Here is a 22,483-nt window from a genome sequence, read left to right on the forward strand (position 1 = left end):
CCCCGTCGATGCGCGTCCTGCATATCGGAAAGTATTTCCCTCCGTTCGCCGGCGGCATGGAGTATTTCCTCGGCGACCTGCTACCAGCCCTGCGGGCGCAGGGCGTCGCCGTCGCCGCACTGGTCCATTCGGACGGTGGACCGACGCAGGGACCAGAACCGACGCATGGGGATCCGATCCCGGTCTACCGGGCACCCTGTCTCGGTCGGCTCCTCTACGCCCCCATCAGCCCCGCCTTCCCGATCTGGCTGAATCGTCTCATCCGGGATTTCCGCCCCGACCTGCTGCATCTGCATCTGCCCAACACCTCGGCCTTCGCCGCGCTCGCACTGCCCTCGGCACGGCGAATCCCATGGGTCGTGCACTGGCACTCGGATGTGGTGACATCGGATATCGATCGCCGGCTGGCCCTGGCCTACCGACTCTATCGCCCCTTCGAGCAGGCCCTGCTCGCCCGCGCGCGGGCCGTCATCGCGACCTCGCCGGATTATCTCGAATCGAGCGCCGCCCTCCGTCCTTGGCACGATCGCTGTCACGTCATCCCATTGGGACTGAATGCCGAGCGGATTCCGCACCCAGACCGCGACGCGCTCGCTCAAGCGGAACGCCTTTGGGCCGAACCCGGAACACGTATCCTCGCCGTGGGACGACTGACCTATTACAAGGGACATGAGGTTCTGATCGATGCCGCCGCACGCCTGCCTGGCTCCAGGATCCTGATCGTCGGAACAGGCGATCTGCGCGATCGGCTCACGGCCAAAATCGCCGCGCTCGGACTGGAGCAGCGGGTCACACTGACCGGATTCCAACCGGATGCCGTGCTTCAGGCATTGATGGCGAGCTGCGATCTACTCTGTCTCCCGTCGCTGGAACGGACCGAGGCATTCGGGCTGGTACAGCTGGAGGCCATGCGCTTTGGCAAACCGGTCGTGGTCAGCGATATCCCAGGATCGGGGACCGGCTGGGTGGTACGCGAAGCGGGGAACGGGCTCCTGACAGCGCCCGGAGAGCCCGCTCAATTGGCCGAACGGATCGGCCGAATCCAGTCCAGCGCCCAACTGCGACAGGAGTTGGGAACGAGCGGGCGCCGGGCCTTGGCTGAACGATTCGGAATCGAGGCAATCAGCTCGGCGACTGCGGATCTCTATCGTCAGATCCAGTCTGGGGCATAGACGCCCCCTCGGCAGCAGCCCGAGCGGACTGATCCGACCAGAGGACCAGCGCCCAGAAGGTGAAGGCCGGCACGAAATGCATGAAGAGCCGAGCGACGCTAGTCGAATCCTCGGCCCAGCGATAGGCGCCGGTCCAGAAGAAGAGGACATAGAGCGCGCCCAAGGCGCTCAGAACGAAAACGAGCCCGGCCCGTTCCCACGGCTCGACGGAATGGCGAACCACCCTCCAACACCCCCAGCCCAAAACGGGGATGAACCCGAAGAAGAAGAGATGCCAGTTGTCGTAGAGGAAAAGGTTGCGCCAGATCCCAGACCAACTGGCGTGGTAGGCGATCTCGAATCGGCCGATCAGAGGGAGCTCGATCGCACGCAGACTCAACTCGACATGCCCCCAAGGAGACTCCGCGACCAGCCCCCCCGAAATCCATAGACCAACTACCGTCAGACCGAAGGCAACGATCAGCGCCAACATCCAGCGCCCGGACAACCTGGCGCCGAGGAACGCGGGGATGAAGAGCAGCGACCAGACCATCCCCTCCTGCTTGATGAAGGCGCAGGCGACGATGCAGCCGAGGGCCAAAAGACCCTGCCTGCGATCGCCGTCGCGCGCCCAGTGCAACCCGGCGGAAAAGCCCAGCAGCAGCAGCGTCGACAACCAGAGATCGGCATATCCGGCGAGCGCAAGATGGCTATCGAGCAGCGGCAAGGTGGCGAGTAGCCACAGAAACCAAAGAGCGGTCAGATTCGAGGCACCCCAGAGTCGTGCCTGACCATAGAAACCCAGAGCCAAGGCCAAGGCGCAACCGATCCAGGGAATCTTCGCCGCAGTTTCGTTCCATTCGCCATAGCCCAAGGTCGACCACAGCCCAATCAGCGACACCGCGTCAGGATAGTTCCAGGCCGCGATCGTCTGGGCCTGGGTGCTGGGATCGGTCAGCCATTCAGAAGAGGCGACGAACGGCACCCAATGCCCGAGCTGGGACCAGACACGCGCCCGCAGCAACCAGGTCGTCCAGGCATCCCAAGGGAACAGAGGCTGCCACCAGAGTTCGAGCAGGAGATCGATGAAGCGAGCCAGCATCCAGATCAGCAGAATCGCCGCCAACAGATGACGCCAATCGGGTCGGATCGGTTTGAACGACTCGAAACCGCTTCTGGGCGGCCAGATTCGGCGAGCACCGATCAGCAGCGAGAGCGCGGCAATCGCCAGGATGAGCGGACCGGAGAGACCAAACGGGAGACCGAGCCTTCCACTGCCCCACAGAATCGCGGCGACCACAAGGCAGGCCAGTGGATAGGCATATCCCAGAATTGCGGCCCTGGCGCCCGGACGCGCATCGGGCCAGACCGACCTCAGCCAGACGGCCACAGCGAGCCAGGGAATCACCACCGCCAGCACAACGCCCCACCAGCCCACGCTCAATCCTCCTTCCCGACGCGAAAGAGTGCGCCGAGACTCGATCGCCCATCGATCAGGTCCACGGGCAATACCCGATTCCCCTCGATGAGCCGATGACGCGTCGCCTCATACCGAATACGCGGCAAGGGATACATGAGCAGAACGTAATCGCCGGGGTTCAATTGCGATCGCTCGGGCAGTCCTTTCAATCCCGCAAACACATTATGCGGTGCCAGATGATAGCGCGTGCGCATGGCGGCATAACCGAAGGGATCGGCGGAGACCAGAACGAGCCGAGCCGGCTGCTCCGGCAGACGACGCCGAAGTTCCATCAAATAGGGATAGAAGCTGCTGTCCGACCCAGCCGCCTGTTTATCCGCATCGGACAGGCCGGCGTACGTCTCCTTGGTGATATCGAGCCGTTTGCTCAGATCCCATTGCCAATGCAGATCCAAGACGATCCAACCAATCAGAAAGAAGGCCACATAAGGCAGGATCCCCGGCTTGAAACGCCAGGGTGGATTGATCGCCAGGTAGAGGGCGCAGGCCAGACCGACCCAAAGGAAGGCCAAGACCACCGGAGAAAAGGCCGCCCCCAAGGGTGCGCCTCGATTGAAATGGGGGGACCGACCTGTCCAACCCTCGAAAAAGGTCCAATCGGCAAGAAAGGCATCGCCTAGGGCCGGGAAAGACAGCGGACGCGGGTGCAACTCCATTCCTCGCACCAAGATCGAACCATGCAGCTCACCGAGCACGACCAGTCCGAGCGCAACGATGCGTCCCTGCCAGTAAGGATCCGCGCGCAGATCGATGCGGCCCCCTCCATCGGCGATATCGGACAGCGGACGCGCCTGAATGGATCTCGGGTCGCTCTCGCTGGCCCAGATCAAACGCATCTGCTGCCCCTCGCCCAGACCATCGGCGCGCCAGCGCAGGTCTCGATAGAGCGCGGCATCGAACGGCTTGATGGCCGCCTGCACAACGGCATTCCCATTCGGCGCGAGCGCATCGACACGCACGCCATCTGGAGTCGGAGCCCCCTCGCCATTGGTAAGACGCAGCGACTCGCCAGACAACATCAGGGTCGGAGCGACGAGTGGATCACCGGAGCGATAGAAACCCCAGACAGCCAGAATCAAAAGCACCGAGGCGCCGATGAAGGCCAGCATCCATGTCCCTGCCTGACGCAGTGGTCTCGGTCGAATCGGTGTTGTCACGATAGATGGATTGGGAATCGGATCGACCGCACGGACACTAACGGTCCTGGATCGAAGGTGGCATCAAATCCGCGAAGACGGCCCCATAACGCTCGGCCATGCGTGCTGTGGAGAGTTCCTGGGCCCGCTCCAGCCCACGATCCCGCAACCCTTGGCGTCGAGCTGGATCAAGGAGCAACGCCTGAATCCCATCGGCCAAGGCTAGGGGATCCTCGGGGCGAACCAGCAATCCGAATCGATCGTCTCCGATCACCTCACGCGGTCCGTAGGGGCAATCGGTGGCGACAACCGGGGTTCCACAACTCATCGCCTCCAGCATGGTGTAGCCGAATCCCTCGAACTTACAGGTATGCACGTAGAGATCGGCTCGGCGGAGGTAAGGATAAACGTTCTCCCTGTGACCGACAAAGGCCACGCGCTCCCCCAATCCCCAACGGTCTATCAACCGTTCTAGCGCAATACACTCCGGCCCGTCTCCGACGATGGCCAGGGCAGACGGACAGACATCCTGAACGCGACGAAAGGCCTCCAGCAGCAGACCGATATCCTTCTCCGGAGACAGACGAGCGGCCACGCACAGCAGGGGAAGCGCGGGATCCAGGTGCTCAAGGCCGAATGTCGGCTCCTCGGCGAGCAACGCGACCTCCTCATTGTCGATCCCGTTCGGAATGACGACCGTCCGTTCTCTCGCCCCCAGGAAATGGCGCCTCAGTTCGTCGGCCGTGCCGCGCGATGGCACGATCATGCGGTCGGCCAAGCGTGCCGTCGCCCCGACGGCGAGTCGCAGAAAGGTTCGGCGACGCAGACCACGTTCGTAATGGCGCATATGTTCGAAGACGGGTCCCCGAAAGCTCCCGATCGTGCGCGCGGGCACTCGGCTCAGACGGGTGCCGAAAACGGCGAGCGCCGCCGAATAGTGCATCATCCCGAGCACCAGATCGGGCTCCGCCTCGCGAATCAAGGCGCCCGCGACTCGGGCATCTCGGAGAAGATCCCGCGAATCGGTGAACCAGCCGCGCGGAAGATGGGGCGCTGTATCGATGAAGTCGTCGAAACGATCCGGCAGAAAGGGGCGCAGGGCCGCCGTGGAGGCCAAGGTGACGTGCGTCACCCGATCACGATCGAGATAGCGAAGCAGATTGCTCGTCGTACGCTCCGCACCACCGAAGACGGAGGCAAGGTGCAAAATCAGGAGTCGCATGGGCATTCCATTCGACAAGGAGTCCGAATCAGACTCGAAACGACAGGAGGACGGTCAGCAGATGGGGAGGCAGACTCGACTTCCCCCCTAGAGATCAATGCCCACCAAGGCCGATCCATGGGCCTTGGCGGACACCTCGAACGCGATCAATAACGCGAGAAGACGATTCCTCTCGACTCGACCAGGAACTCGCGATACCAGTTTCCATCGACCCAAAGCCAGTGACTCTTCACCGAAGCTTCGCGCTCCGGCTGGCTGAGGGTCTCGCCAGTGGTCGGCGCCTTGAAGGCGGGGATAGACGCCTTGATCTTGGCGACGACCTCGGCACGCGGTCCATCGATGGAGACGGATTCGACCTCGGATGCGTCATATTTGATTTTGCCCATCATGGAAAGATAGCGCTGGAGCGGCACACGTGCGCGGAAGAAGGGATCCAGATAGGCATAGGTCGCCTCAAAGTCCTTGTCTTCCATCGCCTTCCAGAAGCCTTTCTCGCGCTCGCGCAAGGCGTCCTGGTTCTCCTTCGTGTCCAAGCTAGGCCGAGACTGCGCGGCCTTCGCCAATCGCGTCAGATCCTCCGCCGTGACGCTCAGTTCGACCAGTTCCTTCTGAGCGAAGACGTCATCAACGGCGCGCTCGGCGATCACATGAAATTTGCCCTCGGAGAAAAAGAGCGCATTCGGCTCGAAACGCAATCCGTAACTCTGCCCGTCATCGGCGGTCAAGGGCACGTTGCTGAGCGTCCAGGTGCGACCATAGTCATTCGAAAAACTCGCATAGAGCTTGCCGCGAATGTCGCGCCAATCCTCCCACACGAAGAGCACCTCTCCGGGCTTTTCACCGAAGGCGACGACAGGATTGCGCGCACTGAATTGGCTCAGATCCATCTTGGCGGGAACCGTCTTGCCAAGCGCCGTGCCGCCACGAATCTCGGACATGGCCTCCCAGGTATCGCCACGATCGAATGAGCGCACCAGGAAGACATCCTGTTTCGTCTTGACACCCGACTCGCGCTTACGGCCGGTCGCCGCCATCAGGATATGCCCGGCCTCGTCCGACACGATCTGTAGGCTCCCGATATCCCGGCCGGCAAGACCCGAGATCTCGAAGCGCGTCCAGGTCTTCCCATCATCGTCGGAATGCGCCCCCTCCAGCCGGAAGTCGCGCTTGTCCGCGCCATATTGCGCGAGCCAGACGGTAAACCAGCGAGAACCGCTACGGAACGCCTCGAAGACAGGCGAAATCTCGGGCACGGTCGCAACCGGAACCGCCTCGGCAAAGGTCCCGTTCTCGGGACGGAAACGCGAAACGATCTGGTTCCCCAGTGCCGTCTGCATCCAGCTATAGACCATGTCTCCGGAGTCGCCGACCGAAAGCAGCGGATAGATGCCAGGCGTCACCCATTCGATCTGGGACAGCTCCTGGGTCTTGGGATCCAATTGGCGATAATAGAGGTTGTGCAGCTCGCTCGACTCGTCGAGCTTCTTCTCACCGTACCAGAGCAGATGCAGAGCTCCGCTCTTCGCGGCGGTGGCGACGAAACGCGCCAAGGGCTCGGTGTCTCCACCGATATCCAACGGCTTCAGATCGGCATGGTTGGTATCGAACAGATACAAACCCTTCGTCGGAAATTTGTCACGCCAAAGAACCGCGACCCCTTTTCCCTCGGCGGTCATGGCCAAACCGGACGGCGCCTGGGCACGCCCCTCCGTGGCCATGGGCTGTTCCTTGCCCGAAGGATCGATCAAGTGCAGCAAGCGATCCTTGTCATAGTAGGCCAGCCAACGTCGACCGGCACTATCCAGGGCATAGCTCCAATCGCTATTGATGTCCAACGGAAGGGAGGAAAGCCCGACAGGAGACACGGAGAGATCCGGCGAGGTATCGACCGCAACCGCCTGACCGATACCGAATGAAGCGAGGAACAGGCAAACGACGCCCGTATGACGAACCGGACGAACCGAGTCAAACCCAAAGAAATTCACAGAAGTCTCCCGTCATTCGACACTGACCCGAAGTAACCAGGCCGTATTTTGTCACACGGAATAGATAGGAACGATGAAAAAAGGCCGCCCGAGGGCGGCCTTTTTATGGCGCACATTGAATCAGATCAAGCCTGAAACAAGTTGGCCACTCAGCGCATACATTTCACCCGATAGGGTCAAATTACGGCTGATAGATGATGGCGTTGTTGTAGGTTCCGCCGACGCTTTCACCGTTGAAGGTGCCGCCGATGTTGTACTCAAGCTTGATCACAACAGCGCCATCGTCAGCGGTGAGCTTGGTAGCGGCCGCCGACAAGCTGGCCGCATCGTCCGTCGCAGTCGCGTTGATGTTAGCAGGCGAAGCAGTCGAAGAGTTGGAGGTCAAGCGGTAGTTGAGCAGACGAGCCCAGCCGCCATCAGCGATGCGAGCCATAGCGCCATCGCTCAGCAGATCCATAGCATCGATACGGGCAACGCAGACCACATCCTGAGGCACGGTACCGGAGATCAGGTTCTCGTCACGATCGTAGACATCGCCGCGCTGCATCGAGGTGAAGAACTCGACGCGTGCACGATAGTCGTTGGCCACGTCAGGCGCCTGATCGACGGACACCGGGGTCACGAAGAAGGCGGTCGTGATCTCGCCGAAAGGCATCAGAGGAACGAGCGAGGGGCTTGCGGAGGCAGCCCAGGCGTAGTTCGCATTGTTGGTGTTGTAAGCCTGATAACCCCAAGCCGCGCCACTGCCGAACTCGAACACGAACGCCTCACCGCCGAGGGTATTGCCGGAGTTCGCGCTGTTGTCGACGTAGAGATAGCCACGAGCCGGCGCCACGTTACGGCCGAAGGCGTAGTCGCGATTGGTCGCGGCCCAGTTGTTGTTGATGCTGGGATCGTTGAAGAGGACACCCAGGGTATCGGCGCCGAAGTGGCCGCTCAGATCGATGGTCTGGATATCGCCGATGCTGGTCGGCAGGTATTCGTCGTATTCTTCGCAAGACGCAGTTGCGTCGGAGGCGTTGACGCCCGCCTTGTAATAGAAGCGATAGTGCAGGTGCGTCGTGGAAACGTTACCGGCATTGTCCCAGTTAGAAGCAGTCGTATTGATGACGCTGGCGATAGTGGTGACGGTGTCGCTCAGCACGACCTGGGGGAAAAAGACGCTGTCCGCTTGGGCGATACCGACCGCAGAAACGCCGATGGCTGCCGCGACCGCGGATGCGAGTGTGGATTTTGCAAACATCGCTGGAGTTCTCCTGTGATTCACACGTGATAAACTAACAGATTACTGAGTATTCCGGATCTCGTGGACTACCCGGGATGGTTCTTAAGCGGGGCGCTGACCCATCCGAAACGCATGCCACGCTGGCTCGCGGCTCGATCAGGAGTCTACACCACAAATTGTTGTTGTCAACCCACATCTGACGAGCAAGAGCCGCCTCGCAGCGCCTTTCGAACCACGCCAAAAGATTAGAAAATCGTGCAAAAGTGCTGATACAACCGGCATCGGAAGGCTGCCCCGCCCCGACTGTTGCGCCACAACAACATTTGGCGGAAAAACCTCGCGAACCGATTCCATCCATCGAAACTGCCCGCTACGATTGCCGTGGTTTGCATCGAGCAAACGACCGCTCACCCAGCAAATCCGCTCCAGACAAGCGACCCTCAAAAGATATCCACGTCGCCCATCGTGTAATAGAGCATCCGATGCGCCTCAGGCGTTGGAATCGGACTCTTACGACTCATGGCCGTCACCATCACCGGCGTCTCGCGCGCCGACGACCCGAGTCTATCGCGCAGAGGGGCCGGCAGCCAAACGACTGCCGCCGACGCATCGTCGCTCACCACATTCGAAGCCGCCGCTTGGAGGGCGGCTCTCAGCCCGAAGGCCGGGAGCAGAACATCGACCAAGAGCAGCCGATTCCCGTCCGAACGCGAGACGACCCAGCCAATCAACTGCCCCAGAAAGGCGACTCCAGTCAGATGATACACATAAGAAGGATTACGACCATAGCGCCAATCCAGGTAGGCGCGATCACGGACCACGGCCAGCGATAACTGGCGACGCCGACGCGCCCAAAGCCGATCCAGTCTCGGGTCGTCCCAACCCAAGGGCACGGCCTGCCAAGGCGACCACGCGGATGAACCGGTTTCGACGTCGATGTCCAAGGCGAGTTCCATACGCTCGTAGACTCCCGCTCGTTCACCGACCAGACAGGGTCCCTGTCCGGCGAAACCGTAGCGAAAGGCGCTGGGAAGCTGCGCCGCAATCCGATCGAGCAATTCGCGCAATAGCAGCGTGAACAGATTGTTCGCCCCAAAGCCACCGCGATGTTCTGGGTGAATCATGACATCGCACCCCTGAACCATCGGGATCGATCGTCCACGAAACCAGCCCGGCAAGACGACCGCACCGGCATGACCGACGATGTCGCCCTCCGACGTCAAGGCGACCAGCGAATGCGGCACCGAAGAAGCGCCTAGTTCGCGACTGGAGTCGAACTTCCAGCGCCACTCTTCGAGCGAGCGCGGTTTACCGAATACGTGCTGGAACAGCGCGCACAACTCGGTCGCATCGCCCGGCTCGCAAACCCGGATTCTGTAGTCAAGCATCGTTAAAACAACCCCAGGTACCGCCAATAATCCGCCATTATGGCCAGGGAAAATCGGTGGTCAATCGATCCGAACCGCTTCATCGCGTCAACGGAGATCCGTCGACCAGCCCTGCGCCAGACAGCCCAAGATGCGAGGGCGCCAATCCTTGAGCCTGCCGTTCCCACATCTCCCGATAGAGCGACTCCAGATCGGCGGCGAAGCGCGCGCTGTCGAAAAAGATCGCCGTTCGGTGGGCATCGTCCAGGCGGCTCTTGAGCGCGGACAGCGTGGCAGGTTCTTTGGCCAGGGCCACCGCGCGAGCCTCGTAACCGGCGAGATCGTACGTGATGAGCTCCGGCAGCTCGGCCGCCCGCAGCAGGCTGGAAGCGACCCGCGATGGAAAGGTCTCGCCCTGACAGGTCAACACGGGCACTCCCGCCCAGAGTGCGTCCGAGGCCGTCGTATGGGCGTTGTAGGGCAGCGTATCCAGCACCAGATCGGCAAGCGCAAGTCGTGCCAGATGCTCGGGCTGCGAAACCTTGCGCGCGAAATAGAGTCGCTCGGGATCGAGCCCCCGCCGTTCGGCCTCGCGCCGGAGATTGTCGGCCACCGCTCGGGTCTTGGCATAGAGCCAGAGCACCGATCCCGGCACGGCATTCAGGATGGCGCACCAACGCTCGAAGATCTCGGGGGTGATCTTGTAGGGATCGTTGAAGCAGCAGAAGACGAAGCCCTGCTCGGGGAGTCCCGCCTCCGCCCGACTGGGCTTGTCCGCCACCAGACGACGATCGTCGACCGGCGCATAGGCGCCCGGCATATAGGCGAGCTTCTCGTCGTAGCACGCGGCACACTCCGGCGGCACCACGACGGGATCCACGATCATGTAGTCGACGAAGGACGTGCCCAGGGTCCCCGGAAATCCAAGCCAGGTGACCTGGATAGGGGCTGGCCGCAGTGCCAGGATCTCGATCCTGGCACTGCTGGTGTAGCCCTTGAGGTCGACGAGGATATCGATGCCATCATCGCGAATCCGTTGAGCCGCCTCCAGATGTCCCAGCGAGCGAATGTCGACGAAATGCTCGAAGGCATCGCTCAAGCGACGGCGCATAGGTCCGCCATCGTCCGCGCCGGTCGAATAGGCGAAGAATTCGAAACGCGAGCGATCGTGCCGCTCGAAGACCGAGGCGGTCAGATAGGCGGTGGCGTGGTCCTGGAGATCATCGGACAGATAGCCGATGCGCAGCCGAATTCCAGGAGCCTTCGCCGGACCCGGCCGAAGGCTTGCGGACTGACTCGCCCACTCCTGGAGCTGGCTCGCGCGCTGCCGCGCGGTCTTGAGCAGATCCTCGGGACCGAGCCCCGGAAGACTCATGGCGGCGAACGGCGAAACGACGGTCAGATCCGACTGCCGGATTCGATCGACGAGACACGCCTGCCGTTCGGGCAAGGCGCGCCAATCGCACACGCGGCGCTGGTTGATGACGAGTTTTCCAAGCGTGGCCGGCTCATGATCGCCGAAACGCTCCAGACTCGACTCCAGCAGCTCGCAGGCATCGGGATAGCGCCCGATCTGCGACAAGAGCTCCGAAACCTCCAACGCCTGCTGCGCGGTTGCAACGCCTCGCTTGACGAGACTCGCCGCGCGCGCGAGCAGAGGACCATCCGGATCGACCGAGCCGGCCTCCCCTTCGACCTCGATCTTGTAGGCCGCCTGCAACAGGCAGAAGGCGGACTGGATCAAATCCGGCTTCAGCTGTAGCGCCATGAAGGCATACTGATAGGCTGCGCCCAGCCAACCCTGACGCATCGCCGTATCCGCCGCATTGTTCCAGGTCTCCGGGCGCAGCGGATTCAGCAAAAGTGCCTGCTCGAAGGCATATCGCGTCAGCGCCTCGTCCCCGAGGCGGACGGCGGCAACACCCAGGTGATCCCACAGCTCGGCCCGTCCCGGCAGTAGCTCGCTCGCCCGACGCAACGCGGCCACAGCCTCCTCAATGCGGTTGAGCGCCAGGAAGGCCAGGCCGCGCAGATGATGCCCCTCGCCCCAAGAGGGACTTTCCTCGACCAGGTGCCCCAACTCGGAGATCAAGACCTCCATCCGCCCGGCCTGGTACGCTTGCACGGCCTTGGCGAACGACTCCTGAAGCCGGGCGTGGACGAGGGTGGACGTAATCGGTGTCGGCGGCTGCTCGGGCAGACCGGGGTTGGCCTGCGCGGGAAGCGGAGACGCCAGACGCAGATCGGCCGGATTGCGCCCGCCCTTGCAGTCGCTCACCCAGGAGCGCCAAAGCGTACTGCGCTCGGGAGAGAGCCCCGTGCCCTCGCCCTCGGCGATCAAGCGCTCCGCCTCGTCCAACCGACGCGAATAGATGAGCGCGAACAGCACGGCGTAGCGCAGCGTCTCCGAGTTGGGCATCAGCAGCGAGGCACGCCGCAGAAAGGGCATGGAGACCAGCGTCAAATCGGCATCGATGAGCGCGACGCCAAGATCGTAGCAGGTGACCGCCTGATTCGGATGCTGACCCAGGACCTTCAGGTATTGGCTGATCGCCTCCTCGACATCGCCCCGCCGATGCGCGGCGAGTCCCGTGACAAAGGGGTCGGATGCGACCGGCGCAGCCTCCTTGGATGACCATGAAATCGAATAATTGCTCACAGCGATTGGCCTTCTATCAATGAAATTTTCGGAACACCAATTCGTTCCCTATGAAGCGGTACGCTCGGTCGGCCGTGGACCCGTTCTGGTCTTGGCACCGCACCCGGACGACGAGGTGTTCGGCTGTGGGGGCGCCATTATGCGTCATCTGGAGGCGGGAGACCCGGTGCGGGTCGTCATCGTCACCGACGGCGCCTTCGGCCAGGATCGCGATCGGGCGACATACGCGTCGACCCGTCAGGCGGAAAGTCGCCGCGCCGGCACCCTGCTCGGCTATGGCGAGCCGACCTTCTGGGAACTGCCGGACCGAGGGCTGGAATACGGCGAGGCACTCATCCGCCGCATCCTGGATACGATCGAGGACAGCTGCGCGGAACTGCTCTACTCCCCGTCCTGGTGGGAGGTCCACCCGGATCATCTGGTGCTCGCGCTCGCCGCCGCCGAGGCCGTGAGACGTTGCCCGAGGGACATCCGGCTCGTCATGTACGAGGTCGGGGTGCCCCTGCATCCCTCGCATCTGGTCGACATCACCCCCGTGCTCGAACGCAAATCGGCGGCGATGGCCTGCTTCGCGAGCCAGATGAGCCAGCAGTCCTACGACCGGCACGTCTCGGCCCTGAACCGCTTCCGAACCTACACCCTGCCGGAGGAGATCCAGGCGGCAGAGGCCTTGCGCACGATGCGCCGAGCGGATCTGCAACGCGATCCGCTGCGCCTCATCCGCCCAGGCGACTATTACACGCGCACCACCAGTGACAACGTCAAACAGCCGCCATTGGTGTCCGCCATTCTGCTCGCCGAGGACCCCCGGTGCCTGACCGACACGCTCGACGCGCTCGCGCTCCAGACGCACCCGAACGTCGAGATCCTGATCGTCGGCCAAATCCCGGGGATCGCCGATGGATCGCCCGACTGGTGCGGACGTTTTCCGATCCGAACCCTCCTCGCCGACACCGACGAGAACCCAGTCAAGACGCTCAACCAGGCGCTGGAACAGGCCAGGGGCGCTTACATCTGTCTCATCGACGACCGCAGCCTTCCAGACCCCGACCATCTGACCCTGCTGCTCGAACGACTGAGCAGCGACCCGACAGGTCAATGCGTCTACAGCGGCCTGCGCATCCGAGACGACACCTCGGATCAATCACGCACCCTGAACGGGCGACTGGATCGATTGGATCTGCATGCCGGAACCGGACTCCCAATGCCTGCGGTGCTATTCGCACGCAAGTTGGTCACCGCCGGATGCCGATTCGACGAACAGCTCGACACGCTGGATTTCTGGGATCTGACGGCTCAGATCCACGAGCGCACCGACCCGATCCATCTGGACCGAGCCACCCTGACCTGGCGCCGGCCGAGACAGACGGGGAATCTGGACGACCCGCGTGCAACGCGCTGGGGGGCCTCGCCGCAGTCCTACGCAAAATGGACCGCGCGCTGGGGCGGACGGGAGATGCTGACGCTGGCCCGCCGCCTGAACGGCTCGCTCGACAAGTTGCGTCTCCAGCTTGCGGAACGCGACGACCAATGCGCCGCCTTGAGCGTCGAACGCGATCGAGTCCGATCCGATCTGGACTCGGCGGTCCGGGAACGGCAGGAACTGCACGCGCGGATCGTCGCCATGGAAGACGCATCGCAACGGAATACCGCCGAACGAGAGGCGTTGCGCCTGGCGCTGGAGGAGGTCTATCGCTCGACCTCCTGGCGCCTGACCGCCCCGCTCCGCTGGCTGGTCACGCGCCTTCGATGAGACGCGACGCCGAGGTGAAGCAAACCCGGCGCTCGGGATCCGCGAACGCGGACCCCGAGCGGCCGAACGATCTCAGCGATAAAAGATGTCGCGATAGGAGAAATAGACCGCGATCGTCAGAATCGGCATCGCCACGAGCAGACCGAGCATGAAGGGCAACATCGCCATGAAGATCATGACCATGGCAATGAGCCCGAACACCAGGAACGGCAGGATATTCTTGAGGCAGGCGAAGAAGCTCAGCTTAAAGGCGCGCAGAACGGGGACATCGTTCAAGCCAACCAGCACAGGCGCGAAGAACATCGCCATGCCGAGTGGAATTCCCACCAACAAGGCGACCAGTACCGGCAGGGCGATGCTCGACAGACTCAGCACATCCAGACCGCCCGGACCTCCCGAGGCGGAATTGATCAAGGCCCCGGAGGCTCCCAGCATGACGATGACCAGTCCGGCCATGATCAGCGCAATCGCCAGCGCGGCCCCCAGATAGACCAGACCGACCAAGGCCAATGGACCCGGTTTGCGCGAGATCCCGGCGAACAGATGGTTCAGGGAGAAACCTTCCCCCTTGAACTGGGCATGCGCGCCCATCATGAGCCCGGCGGTGAACATGGGACCCAGGATCGTCGTCGCGAGCCCACCGACAACGGGAACCAGATTGAGCAGGATCATGATGAGATAGAAGAGCAGGACGGCCCCGATCCAGGGACCTGGCTGATCCTTGAACAGATCCCAGCCCGACAGGATCCAGCCCCAACCGCGCCCGGCCGAAATCGACTGGGGCGGCTGCAGCGCATCGCCCGAATCGTCCAGGGGTGGCGGAGTCAGATCGGCACGAGGCGGCGCATAGGGATTCTCGACTGAAGCCGGACGCTCCGGCGGCTCCGGCGGTTCCATGCCGTGGTTCGCCCGATAGCGCTCGGCGACCACGCCGCACGCCTGACAGACGCCTGTGAGGTCGGACACCTCCGGCTCTCCGCACTTGGGGCAGCGCGACCAACCTTCTGCGGGCTCTCGGGCCTTGGGTGTGCTGCTCGTCTTCGCGAGGCTCGGCGGAGGAGCGGTCACGGTGGATGGCATCGAATAGGGCCGCAGCAAGGACTCGACCTCGGTTTCCTCGTCGGTCTCCTGAGGCTCGATGGTGATCACCAGGCCAGCCGCCGTCAGCGCGGCCCGATAGCGCTCGGCGACCGATGCGTTGACATTGTGCTTGAGCACGCGCCCACCACCTTTGAGGACGAGTTCGCGCGCCGTTTTCTCCTGCATGCGGAACTTCTTGGCCAAACGCGCCGCGACATCATTGAGATCCTGGCCCGGCATCAGCTTGCCGGAAAACAGAATCCGATACTGTGCTTCCATCGATTGGCCTCCCCTCTCGGCCGAGTTCGTTAAGCGGAGAATCGTTTGAGCCAGGCTAGGATGCCGGGTTCGGCTTCCCAGACATCGCGCATGGCCTCGCGATAAAGCCATGCCTGATCGTCGCCCCCCGGCGTGATGCCGAGCGGATTCAGCCGAGGCTGCTTAATACGCTTGCGGGTCAGATAATACGGGATTCTCGGCAAACGCCGCACCGCCGTGTTCAGCACGAAACGCGCGCGCTCCTCGCGCCCCAACCGATAGAGCGCCAGCACCTCGCCGTAGGCGAGGTCGGCAAGTAGATCGCCCGGAAAACGCCGAGCCAAGATCAGCGCCTGTTCGTCCTCGCCATCACGCAGATAATGGTTCATGAGTTCGGCGCGCACACCGTGATTGTCCTGGGGATTGAGCCGCAGAAGCGTCTCCAGCGTGAAGACTGCCGCCTTGGACTCGCCCTCCTGCACCTGGCTCAAATAGCGCCGAAACAGGAGTCTGAGGGCCGGACGATTGGCCGGCGCGGACCAGGGCAGAATGCGCGGATCCTCGGGCGGCAACAACTGCTCCAAGATCGCCCAGGCCCGGTCCAGCAACGGACGCATCAGCGCGTGCGCCACCCAGGGCAAGGCGCTCTCGGGATGCTCGTAGAGCGCGGTGGCCAGATCGTCGAGCACATCCAGACTGTCCGTCACCTCCGGGTGGGCAAGAACATAATCGAGCCATCCGGGCTCGCCCCAAACATCGGCGCCCTCGATCAGGGACAGGTGCGTCGAATGGGGCTTAGATCCCGGATAGAGCGCCCTCCACAGCGCCTCCATCCGACGCAGGGCGGCGGACGGACGCACCTCGACCGCCAGACCCGACACCAGCGTGGAGGGATCTGGAGCGGGAGAGTTGGACCTGTCCGGCTCGTCGGCGTCGGGTGACGTGTCCTCGATCGCGACGAAGAGTTCCATCTGGGTGGAATCGCGACGCGGACTCTCGATCCGGGCGCTCGCCAGGCCGTAATCGGGCAATGGACGGCCCAACACCAACCCCACCCAATCGTGCCAATCCACCAACTGCGGATCCAGTGCATCGGCATGGCTGTTGACCATCGCCTCCTGAGGATCGGCGACCGCCCGCTCCAGGAAATCCATGAAACTCTCGTCCCGATAGCCCTGTCTGCGGAATCGGTGCAACCAGAAGCGCGCGCGCTCGCGGGCCAGCCGGTCGTTGTGCTGGGCCGCGAGCAGGGTGATTTCGAGCAACGCGGTACTGGGGTTGTCCGGGTCGCAGCGCAACGCCGAGGTGAAGGCCGATTGGGCCTGGGCAAAATCACCCTCGTCGATATGAATGGTGCTGCGGCGCTGCCAGGCCGCAGCCTGGAGCGACCGACTGCCCTCGGCACAGACGCGGTCGAGGAAGTTCAGCTTCTTGCGCCAGTGATCGAGCCGATCGTAGGCATCGCACAGGATATCGAGCGCCGGCTCATATGCGGCACCGAGGTCGGAGAGCGAACCGGAGAAAAGCGGTTCGAGCAGGGCGACCGCTCGCCCCGGACGGTCCTCGTCGAGCCAACGATCGGCGATCTTGGCCAGCAACGGGCCGGGGATCGCGTTCAGCGACAGCGCCTCGCGCAACGAACGCTCCGAGATCTCATCGAGCAGGATCTCCCAGATGAGCTCGGTCGAGAGCATTGGCATGTCACCGAGATTGCCGCAGCAATCCTGGTAACGCAGCCCGGAACCACAGGGGCAGGGCGCCTCGGCGTCGGGTGGATCGATCGGCAGAGGTCGAAAGCCGTTAGCCCGTTGTGGGGTGGCATTCCAGATGACGGTTCCGAGCAGAGTCGCTAGACGATGGGCCTCGAAATCGCTCAGAAAATCGTCCGAGAGGCCGAGAATGCCCGGAATATTGGACCTGGCCCAATGAAGAAAGTGCTCTGGATCCGGACGTTCCAGGATCTGGCGGATCGCTTGCACGATGACCTGCTCGAAACGCTCTGCGTCGACGGTCTCATGGTGGAACATAGCGGGTTCCTCCGCTCATAGCGAGGCCGCCGCAATGCCCGGCCACCTCGGCAAATCAGTGTCGACGCATGACCCGAGTCACACGGGCCCGAACAAGGGCGGGGACATTCCGCTCGAACGGATCCGATCGGCATCCATGCAGTGCACGGGCCCCATCGCGCACAGGAAACGTTATTGTACCGCGCGGCCCGCGATTTGTGTCGATCGCCAGTGCGACCGACATCGCGTTTCACACCGGCGACGAACATCGATGAGCCGTCATCAGGGGCGAACTTGCGGTTCGCGCCCCGTCCGCTCACCCTAACCCTCTCCACCGCAGATCCACGAGTGCGCCATGCCCGAACCCCAGGTACGCATCTTCGTTTCATCGCCGTCCGACGTCGAGCACGAGCGTGCGCTCGTCAAGGACATCATCGAACAGCTCGCTCAGGAGTACCTGCCCTATTTCAAGCTCCAGGCCGTCCTCTGGGAAGAGGAGGCATTGACCGCAGCCCAGAGCTTCCAGGCCGGTCTATTGAGGCCGGCCGAGTGCGAGATCGTTCTGGTGATGCTCTGGACCCGACTGGGCACACCGCTCGCCGAGGATCCCTACGGCGGCATGACCGGAACCGAATGGGAGTTCGTAGACGCGGTCGAGGCATCGGCCCAGCACGGCACGCCCGAGGTGCTGGTCTATCAGAAGACCGCGCCGCGGCTGATCGACATCAACGACGCCGAGGCGATCCGCACCGCCATGGCGGATCGGGAGCGACTCGAATCCTTTTTCCGACATCATTTCTACAATCCCGACGGCAGCTTCCGCCGCGCCTTCCGCCAGTTCGACAGCGACGCGGGCTTTCGCGGTCTGGTCGAGTCCCAGCTGCGCAAGCTGCTCAACCGCCGCATCAGCGCCGAGCGCCGATTTGCCGCTGGCAGCGAGGATTGGCTCGGCAGCCCATTTCGTGCCCTCGCGCCATATGATATCGGCGACGACCGTATCTTCACCGGGCGCGAGACCGAAAGCCGTGAACTGGTCGCGCGACTCGATCGTCTGAGCGAATCCGGCCCCGGCCTGTTGCTTCTGAGCGGAGCGAGCGGGATCGGCAAGAGCTCGCTGGTCCGCTGCGGGTTACTGCCGCACCTGGTGCGCCCATTTCTCTTCACCAGCATCGGCGCCTGCCGCTGGTGTCTGCTCGAACCCTCGCACGACGATCCGATCGCCGCACTGGCCGCGAAGCTCGCCACACCGAGCGTGCTGGGCGGCGCGCTCGGCGAGCAGGGACTGGATGGGAAACGCCTCGCCCGACTTCTGGTAACGGATGGCGACGTCGGGGTCGAGCAGATCGGCGCGGCACTGGAGCGGACCGACAGGACGGACCGCGACGCTGAAACGCGCGCGGGCCGAACCCAGCTGATCATCATCCTGGATCCGCTGGACCCCTACCTCCAGCCCGAGCGCATCGACACGCCCGAGATCCAAGCGTTCGCCGCAATCCTCGCCACGCTCGCCCGACACGCATCCATATGGGTGATCGCCACGCTGCGCAGTCATCTGCTTCCAAGCCTGGCCCATCTCCCTGCGCTGAACGCGCTGCTCGACGAGCCAGGCTGGTACAGGGTCGAGCCGCCCGCCCCCGCGCGGATTCGCCAGGTGATGGAGATCCCGGGGCGCGTCGCCGGAATCCAATACGAGGAGCCGGGCCGAGGCGCCAGCGGCGGACTGGTCGATGCCTTGGAATCCGAGGCCAGCGACCTGAAACACTGGCCGACACTGCTGGAACCCGCGCTGGAGGCGCTCTATCGACTCGCCGTCGAGCGCGAGGAACCAGGCACCCGCCACGGCCGTCTGCTGCGATTCGCCGACTACCGCCAGCTCGGCGGCATTGCCGGAACGCTGGTGAACCGTGCCGATGCGCTTTGGAACGGACTCGACGATCGAACGCGCGCGGCGCTGCCCATGCTGTGCCGGGCGTTGCTGTCGCTCGAAGCCGGACCGCGTTCGCATCCGACCCCGCGCGCGGCCGACCTCGCGACCCTAGAGCGCGATCCCGGGTGCGCCGACCTCATCGGAGCGCTCACCGAGGCCCGCCTGATCGTATTGGAATCCGTCCCGGACACGACGACCCGCACCCAACCGCCCACGCCCGAACAGGGGGTCATCGCCTATCTCCGTCACGCCCTGAACCAAACGCGCGAGGAGTGGCGGGCCAAGCGCCGTCTGCGCCGTTCCAAGGGCGGACTGGATACGCTCATTCAAGACGAGGCCCTCACGCCAACCCAGGACGAATCAGGTCTGGGCTGGGAAGACTACCGAGCCGTGGCGACCCTCGTCCATCCAGCACTGATCGAGCGGTGGCAACCGGTCCGCGACTGGCTCTCGCAGCCGAACAACCGCCGCGACCTGAATCTGCGCTATCAGATCGGACGGCAGGCGGCGCTCTGGAAGCGGACCGATTTCAACCGGGAATACCTGCTCGGAGAACTGGGCCACGCCGCCGCGCGTCTGTTCGTCGAGAGCCACGCCGAAGAGCTGGACCCGCTCGAACGCGATTATCTGGACCACTCCTGGGCCCACCTGCGCACGCAGCGACGCCGCAACCGCTGGACCATCGGCTCCATCACCGCCGCCCTGACCCTGTTCGCCGGTATCGCCTTTTACGGCCTCTGGGATGCGAACCATCAGACCAAGATCAACCAAGTACGCGGCAGTCTTCTGGAGGCCGATCTCGCCATCCGGCGCGGCGACACGCCAACCGCCGTCGCGCTCGCGCTCGAGGCCGGCCCCTATCTGCCCAAGGAGGCGACCGATACGCTCGGCCGCGCGCTCTCGTCCAACCGACTGCTGGCGATGCTGACGCCTGACCAAACGACTGCAGGTCCTTGGATCACCTCGGTCTTCGGCCCCGACGGCAATGCGCTCATCACCGGCTCCAAGGGCCAGGGCATCCGTCTCTGGAAGCGAGGCGCCCGGGGATTCGAGCAAGTCGCCGAACTCGCCGCCCCCGGAAACCACATCGAACGGGTTCGCTTCGCCGGACCCGAGGCGGATCCGACCATCATCGGAATCGGCGTCGGCGGAGTCTGGCGCCTGCCGAGCGCGTCCGATCGACCGCCCGACTGGAACTGCGGCACGCGTGCCGACGCCCCGCTGACCCTGGATCCAGAAGGCCGTCATCTCGCCCTGATCAGCGACTACCGGAGCAAGAATGCCCAGCTCTGCATGCTCGATCTCGAACATCCGGGCGAGCCACTATGGCGGAACACCGAATCCGTTGGCACCATCCGCGATCTCGCCTTCGCGCCGGACGGCCAGCGCCTGGTCGCCGCCAACCTACGTGGATTCGCCCAGGTTTTCGACACCAAGAGCGGAGAGGAACGCCTCCGGCTCCCTGCCAAAGGCAGCCTCGGGCGGCCAGCCATTCGAGCGACCTTCGACGACGAAGGTGCGCGTATCGCCGTCGCCGCGCTCGACGAGCGCATCCATCTCTACGATCGCCAGGGCCGCGAGATCCAGGAGCTGGGAACCGTCAAACGCGGCAAACGCATCGTGCGGATCCATCAATCCTACGTCCGCGACCTCGCCTTCACCGCCGATGGCTTCGGCCTGATCGCGGGCGACTCGGCCGGTCAGCTGGTTCATTGGGATCTGCGCGCCGGCACGGCCGAGGTCCTGGGTCAGCAGGAGCTGGGGATCGATCGAATCGCAGTCACACGAGAGGTCGATCCAACGCTGGGCGAGAATCTGGTCTTGAGCCTGTCCCTGGACGGCACGGCACGCCTCTGGGCGCTCGAAACCGGTCGCCAGCTCGCGACACTCAGCCAGCAGACCCCCATTGCGCAGGCCGCCTTCAGTCGTGACGGTCAACGCATCATGACCAGTTCGACCAAGAATGGCGCAGCGCGGCTCTGGTCGGTCGCGGCCAACAACCGCCTCGCCTTCCATATGGATCAGGAGGACCACGTTCGGCATCTGGCCATGGCCGAATCGGGAGCGGATCTGCTGATCGCCACCGCCGATTACGACGGTCGGGTCGAGCTCTGGCGCCACGCGCGCGGCCCGGAATCACGTCCGCCGACGCGCCAGATCTCGCAGATCGCCCACCAGGCACGAGTGCGACAGGTCGCCTTCTCGTCGTCCGGCCGCTGGCTCGCGAGCGCCGGCTCGGACGGCTTCGGCCATCTCTGGGATCTCACCGACGGCCACGACTGCGCCCTGCCCACGGCATCCAAGCCCCAATCCTGCCAAACGGCCGGCGAACCCGACTGCCCGGATGTCTATCGCGTCCTCTTCGCCCCGGACGCGAGCTGGCTGATGACGGCCTCTAGCGACCCGGACCGACCCGTCAGGCTCTGGGACCCGGCAAACTGCACGGCACTCTCCTTGCCGAACGCACTGTCACACTTCGAGGGCCGCATCCGCGCCCTAACGCTGCGTGAAGACGGCGACGCGAACCAAGCACTGGTGGCGACCGGCAGCCAGGAGGGCGTCATCCAGGTCCTGCGCCAGAACGCCAGTGGCGACTGGTCGCGGCGCTGTCGCCTGGAGGCGCATACGGCGAGCATTACGGAACTGTCCTTCTCGCCGGATGGCAACTGGCTCGCCTCCGCCAGCCGGGACGGTCGGGCCGCACTGATCGCGCTCACCGAGGCCGGCTGCGGCGAGCCCAGCTATCTCGACGCCGGGGCCGGCAGTCTCTACGACGTCCAGTTCGCGCCCGACAGCCGGCGCCTGGTGACGGCGGCCTTCGAGGCCAAGGCGCAGCTCTGGTCGATCGACGGAGACCTGATCGCCGAGCTGAGCGGACACCAAAACGCCGTCTCATCGGCCCGGTTCAGCCCGGACGGACGCTGGATTCTGACCGCCTCGCGCGACGGAACGCTACGCGTCTGGAGGACGCCGACAGGCTCCCGGCGCCAAACCCTCACGCCATTCCTCACGCTGGACGCCGATCTGGGCGCGGTGACCCACGCGGCATTCAGCCCAGACGGCCATGAAATCGCCGCTGGCTATTGGGAAAACGCCGCGCTGCTCTGGCGGCTCTGGAGCGAGGGAGAGAGACCCGCGAACGGTCTGACGCGAACCTGGGGCCGCAACCGTGCCCGACTGGCCCTGATCGAAGAGGCGATACGCTACGCCGAGGAACACACGCCCTGAGCCCGA

Annotated in this window: 12 protein-coding genes; 3 read left to right on the top strand and 9 right to left on the bottom strand. The window is 63.7% G+C overall.

Features of this window, described 5'->3' with window-relative positions; translation table 11 throughout:
* The first annotated feature begins 8 nt into the window (after positions 1–8).
* Positions 9–1,172 (top strand): glycosyltransferase, encoded by a 1,164-nt coding sequence (locus ACFSJC_RS11495; RefSeq protein WP_386026774.1) that lies wholly within the window; start codon positions 9–11, stop codon positions 1,170–1,172.
* Here the strand turns inward: ACFSJC_RS11495 and ACFSJC_RS11500 are convergent.
* From ACFSJC_RS11500 to ACFSJC_RS11530, 7 genes are all read right to left on the bottom strand, one after another.
* Entirely contained in the window at positions 1,123–2,589 is a 1,467-nt protein-coding gene (locus ACFSJC_RS11500; RefSeq protein ID WP_386026776.1) for a hypothetical protein, read from the bottom strand. The genes ACFSJC_RS11495 and ACFSJC_RS11500 overlap by 50 nt on opposite strands.
* A 2-nt stretch (positions 2,590–2,591) precedes the next feature.
* A complete protein-coding gene (locus tag ACFSJC_RS11505) occupies positions 2,592–3,740 on the bottom strand; it encodes a hypothetical protein (protein WP_386026778.1) in 1,149 nt (382 codons plus the stop codon).
* A gap of 85 nt (positions 3,741–3,825) precedes the next feature.
* On the bottom strand, positions 3,826–4,989 hold the full coding sequence (locus tag ACFSJC_RS11510; RefSeq protein ID WP_386026779.1) for a glycosyltransferase: 1,164 nt from the start codon (positions 4,987–4,989) through the stop codon (positions 3,826–3,828).
* Positions 4,990–5,135: 146 nt separating this feature from the next.
* Positions 5,136–6,974, bottom strand: coding sequence for a sialidase family protein (locus ACFSJC_RS11515; protein ID WP_386026781.1), 1,839 nt, complete (start codon positions 6,972–6,974; stop codon positions 5,136–5,138).
* A gap of 181 nt (positions 6,975–7,155) precedes the next feature.
* Positions 7,156–8,217 (bottom strand): hypothetical protein, encoded by a 1,062-nt coding sequence (locus ACFSJC_RS11520; protein ID WP_386026782.1) that lies wholly within the window; start codon positions 8,215–8,217, stop codon positions 7,156–7,158.
* Between the two features lie 422 nt (positions 8,218–8,639).
* Entirely contained in the window at positions 8,640–9,587 is a 948-nt protein-coding gene (locus tag ACFSJC_RS11525; RefSeq protein ID WP_386026784.1) for a GNAT family N-acetyltransferase, read from the bottom strand.
* Positions 9,588–9,666: 79 nt separating this feature from the next.
* Positions 9,667–12,225, bottom strand: coding sequence for an O-linked N-acetylglucosamine transferase, SPINDLY family protein (locus ACFSJC_RS11530; protein WP_386026785.1), 2,559 nt, complete (start codon positions 12,223–12,225; stop codon positions 9,667–9,669).
* A 19-nt stretch (positions 12,226–12,244) separates the two neighbouring features.
* On the opposite strand from ACFSJC_RS11530, the gene ACFSJC_RS11535 reads away from it, so the two are divergent.
* On the top strand, positions 12,245–13,978 hold the full coding sequence (locus ACFSJC_RS11535; RefSeq protein WP_386026787.1) for a PIG-L family deacetylase: 1,734 nt from the start codon (positions 12,245–12,247) through the stop codon (positions 13,976–13,978).
* Between the two features lie 72 nt (positions 13,979–14,050).
* Here the strand turns inward: ACFSJC_RS11535 and ACFSJC_RS11540 are convergent, their stop codons facing one another.
* Both ACFSJC_RS11540 and ACFSJC_RS11545 read right to left on the bottom strand, forming a co-directional pair.
* Complete coding sequence (locus ACFSJC_RS11540) at positions 14,051–15,337, bottom strand: BPSS1780 family membrane protein (protein ID WP_386026789.1); 1,287 nt, start codon at positions 15,335–15,337, stop codon at positions 14,051–14,053.
* 29 nt (positions 15,338–15,366) lie between these two features.
* Positions 15,367–17,343: an SEC-C metal-binding domain-containing protein gene (locus tag ACFSJC_RS11545; protein WP_386026791.1), complete on the bottom strand. Its 1,977-nt coding sequence runs from the start codon at positions 17,341–17,343 to the stop codon at positions 15,367–15,369.
* A 334-nt stretch (positions 17,344–17,677) separates the two neighbouring features.
* On the opposite strand from ACFSJC_RS11545, the gene ACFSJC_RS11550 reads away from it, so the two are divergent.
* Complete coding sequence (locus ACFSJC_RS11550) at positions 17,678–22,477, top strand: nSTAND1 domain-containing NTPase (protein WP_386026793.1); 4,800 nt, start codon at positions 17,678–17,680, stop codon at positions 22,475–22,477.
* Positions 22,478–22,483: the final 6 nt, after the last annotated feature.

This window comes from Thiorhodococcus fuscus (assembly GCF_042682685.1).
Taxonomy (GTDB): Bacteria; Pseudomonadota; Gammaproteobacteria; order Chromatiales; family Chromatiaceae; genus Imhoffiella; species Imhoffiella fuscus.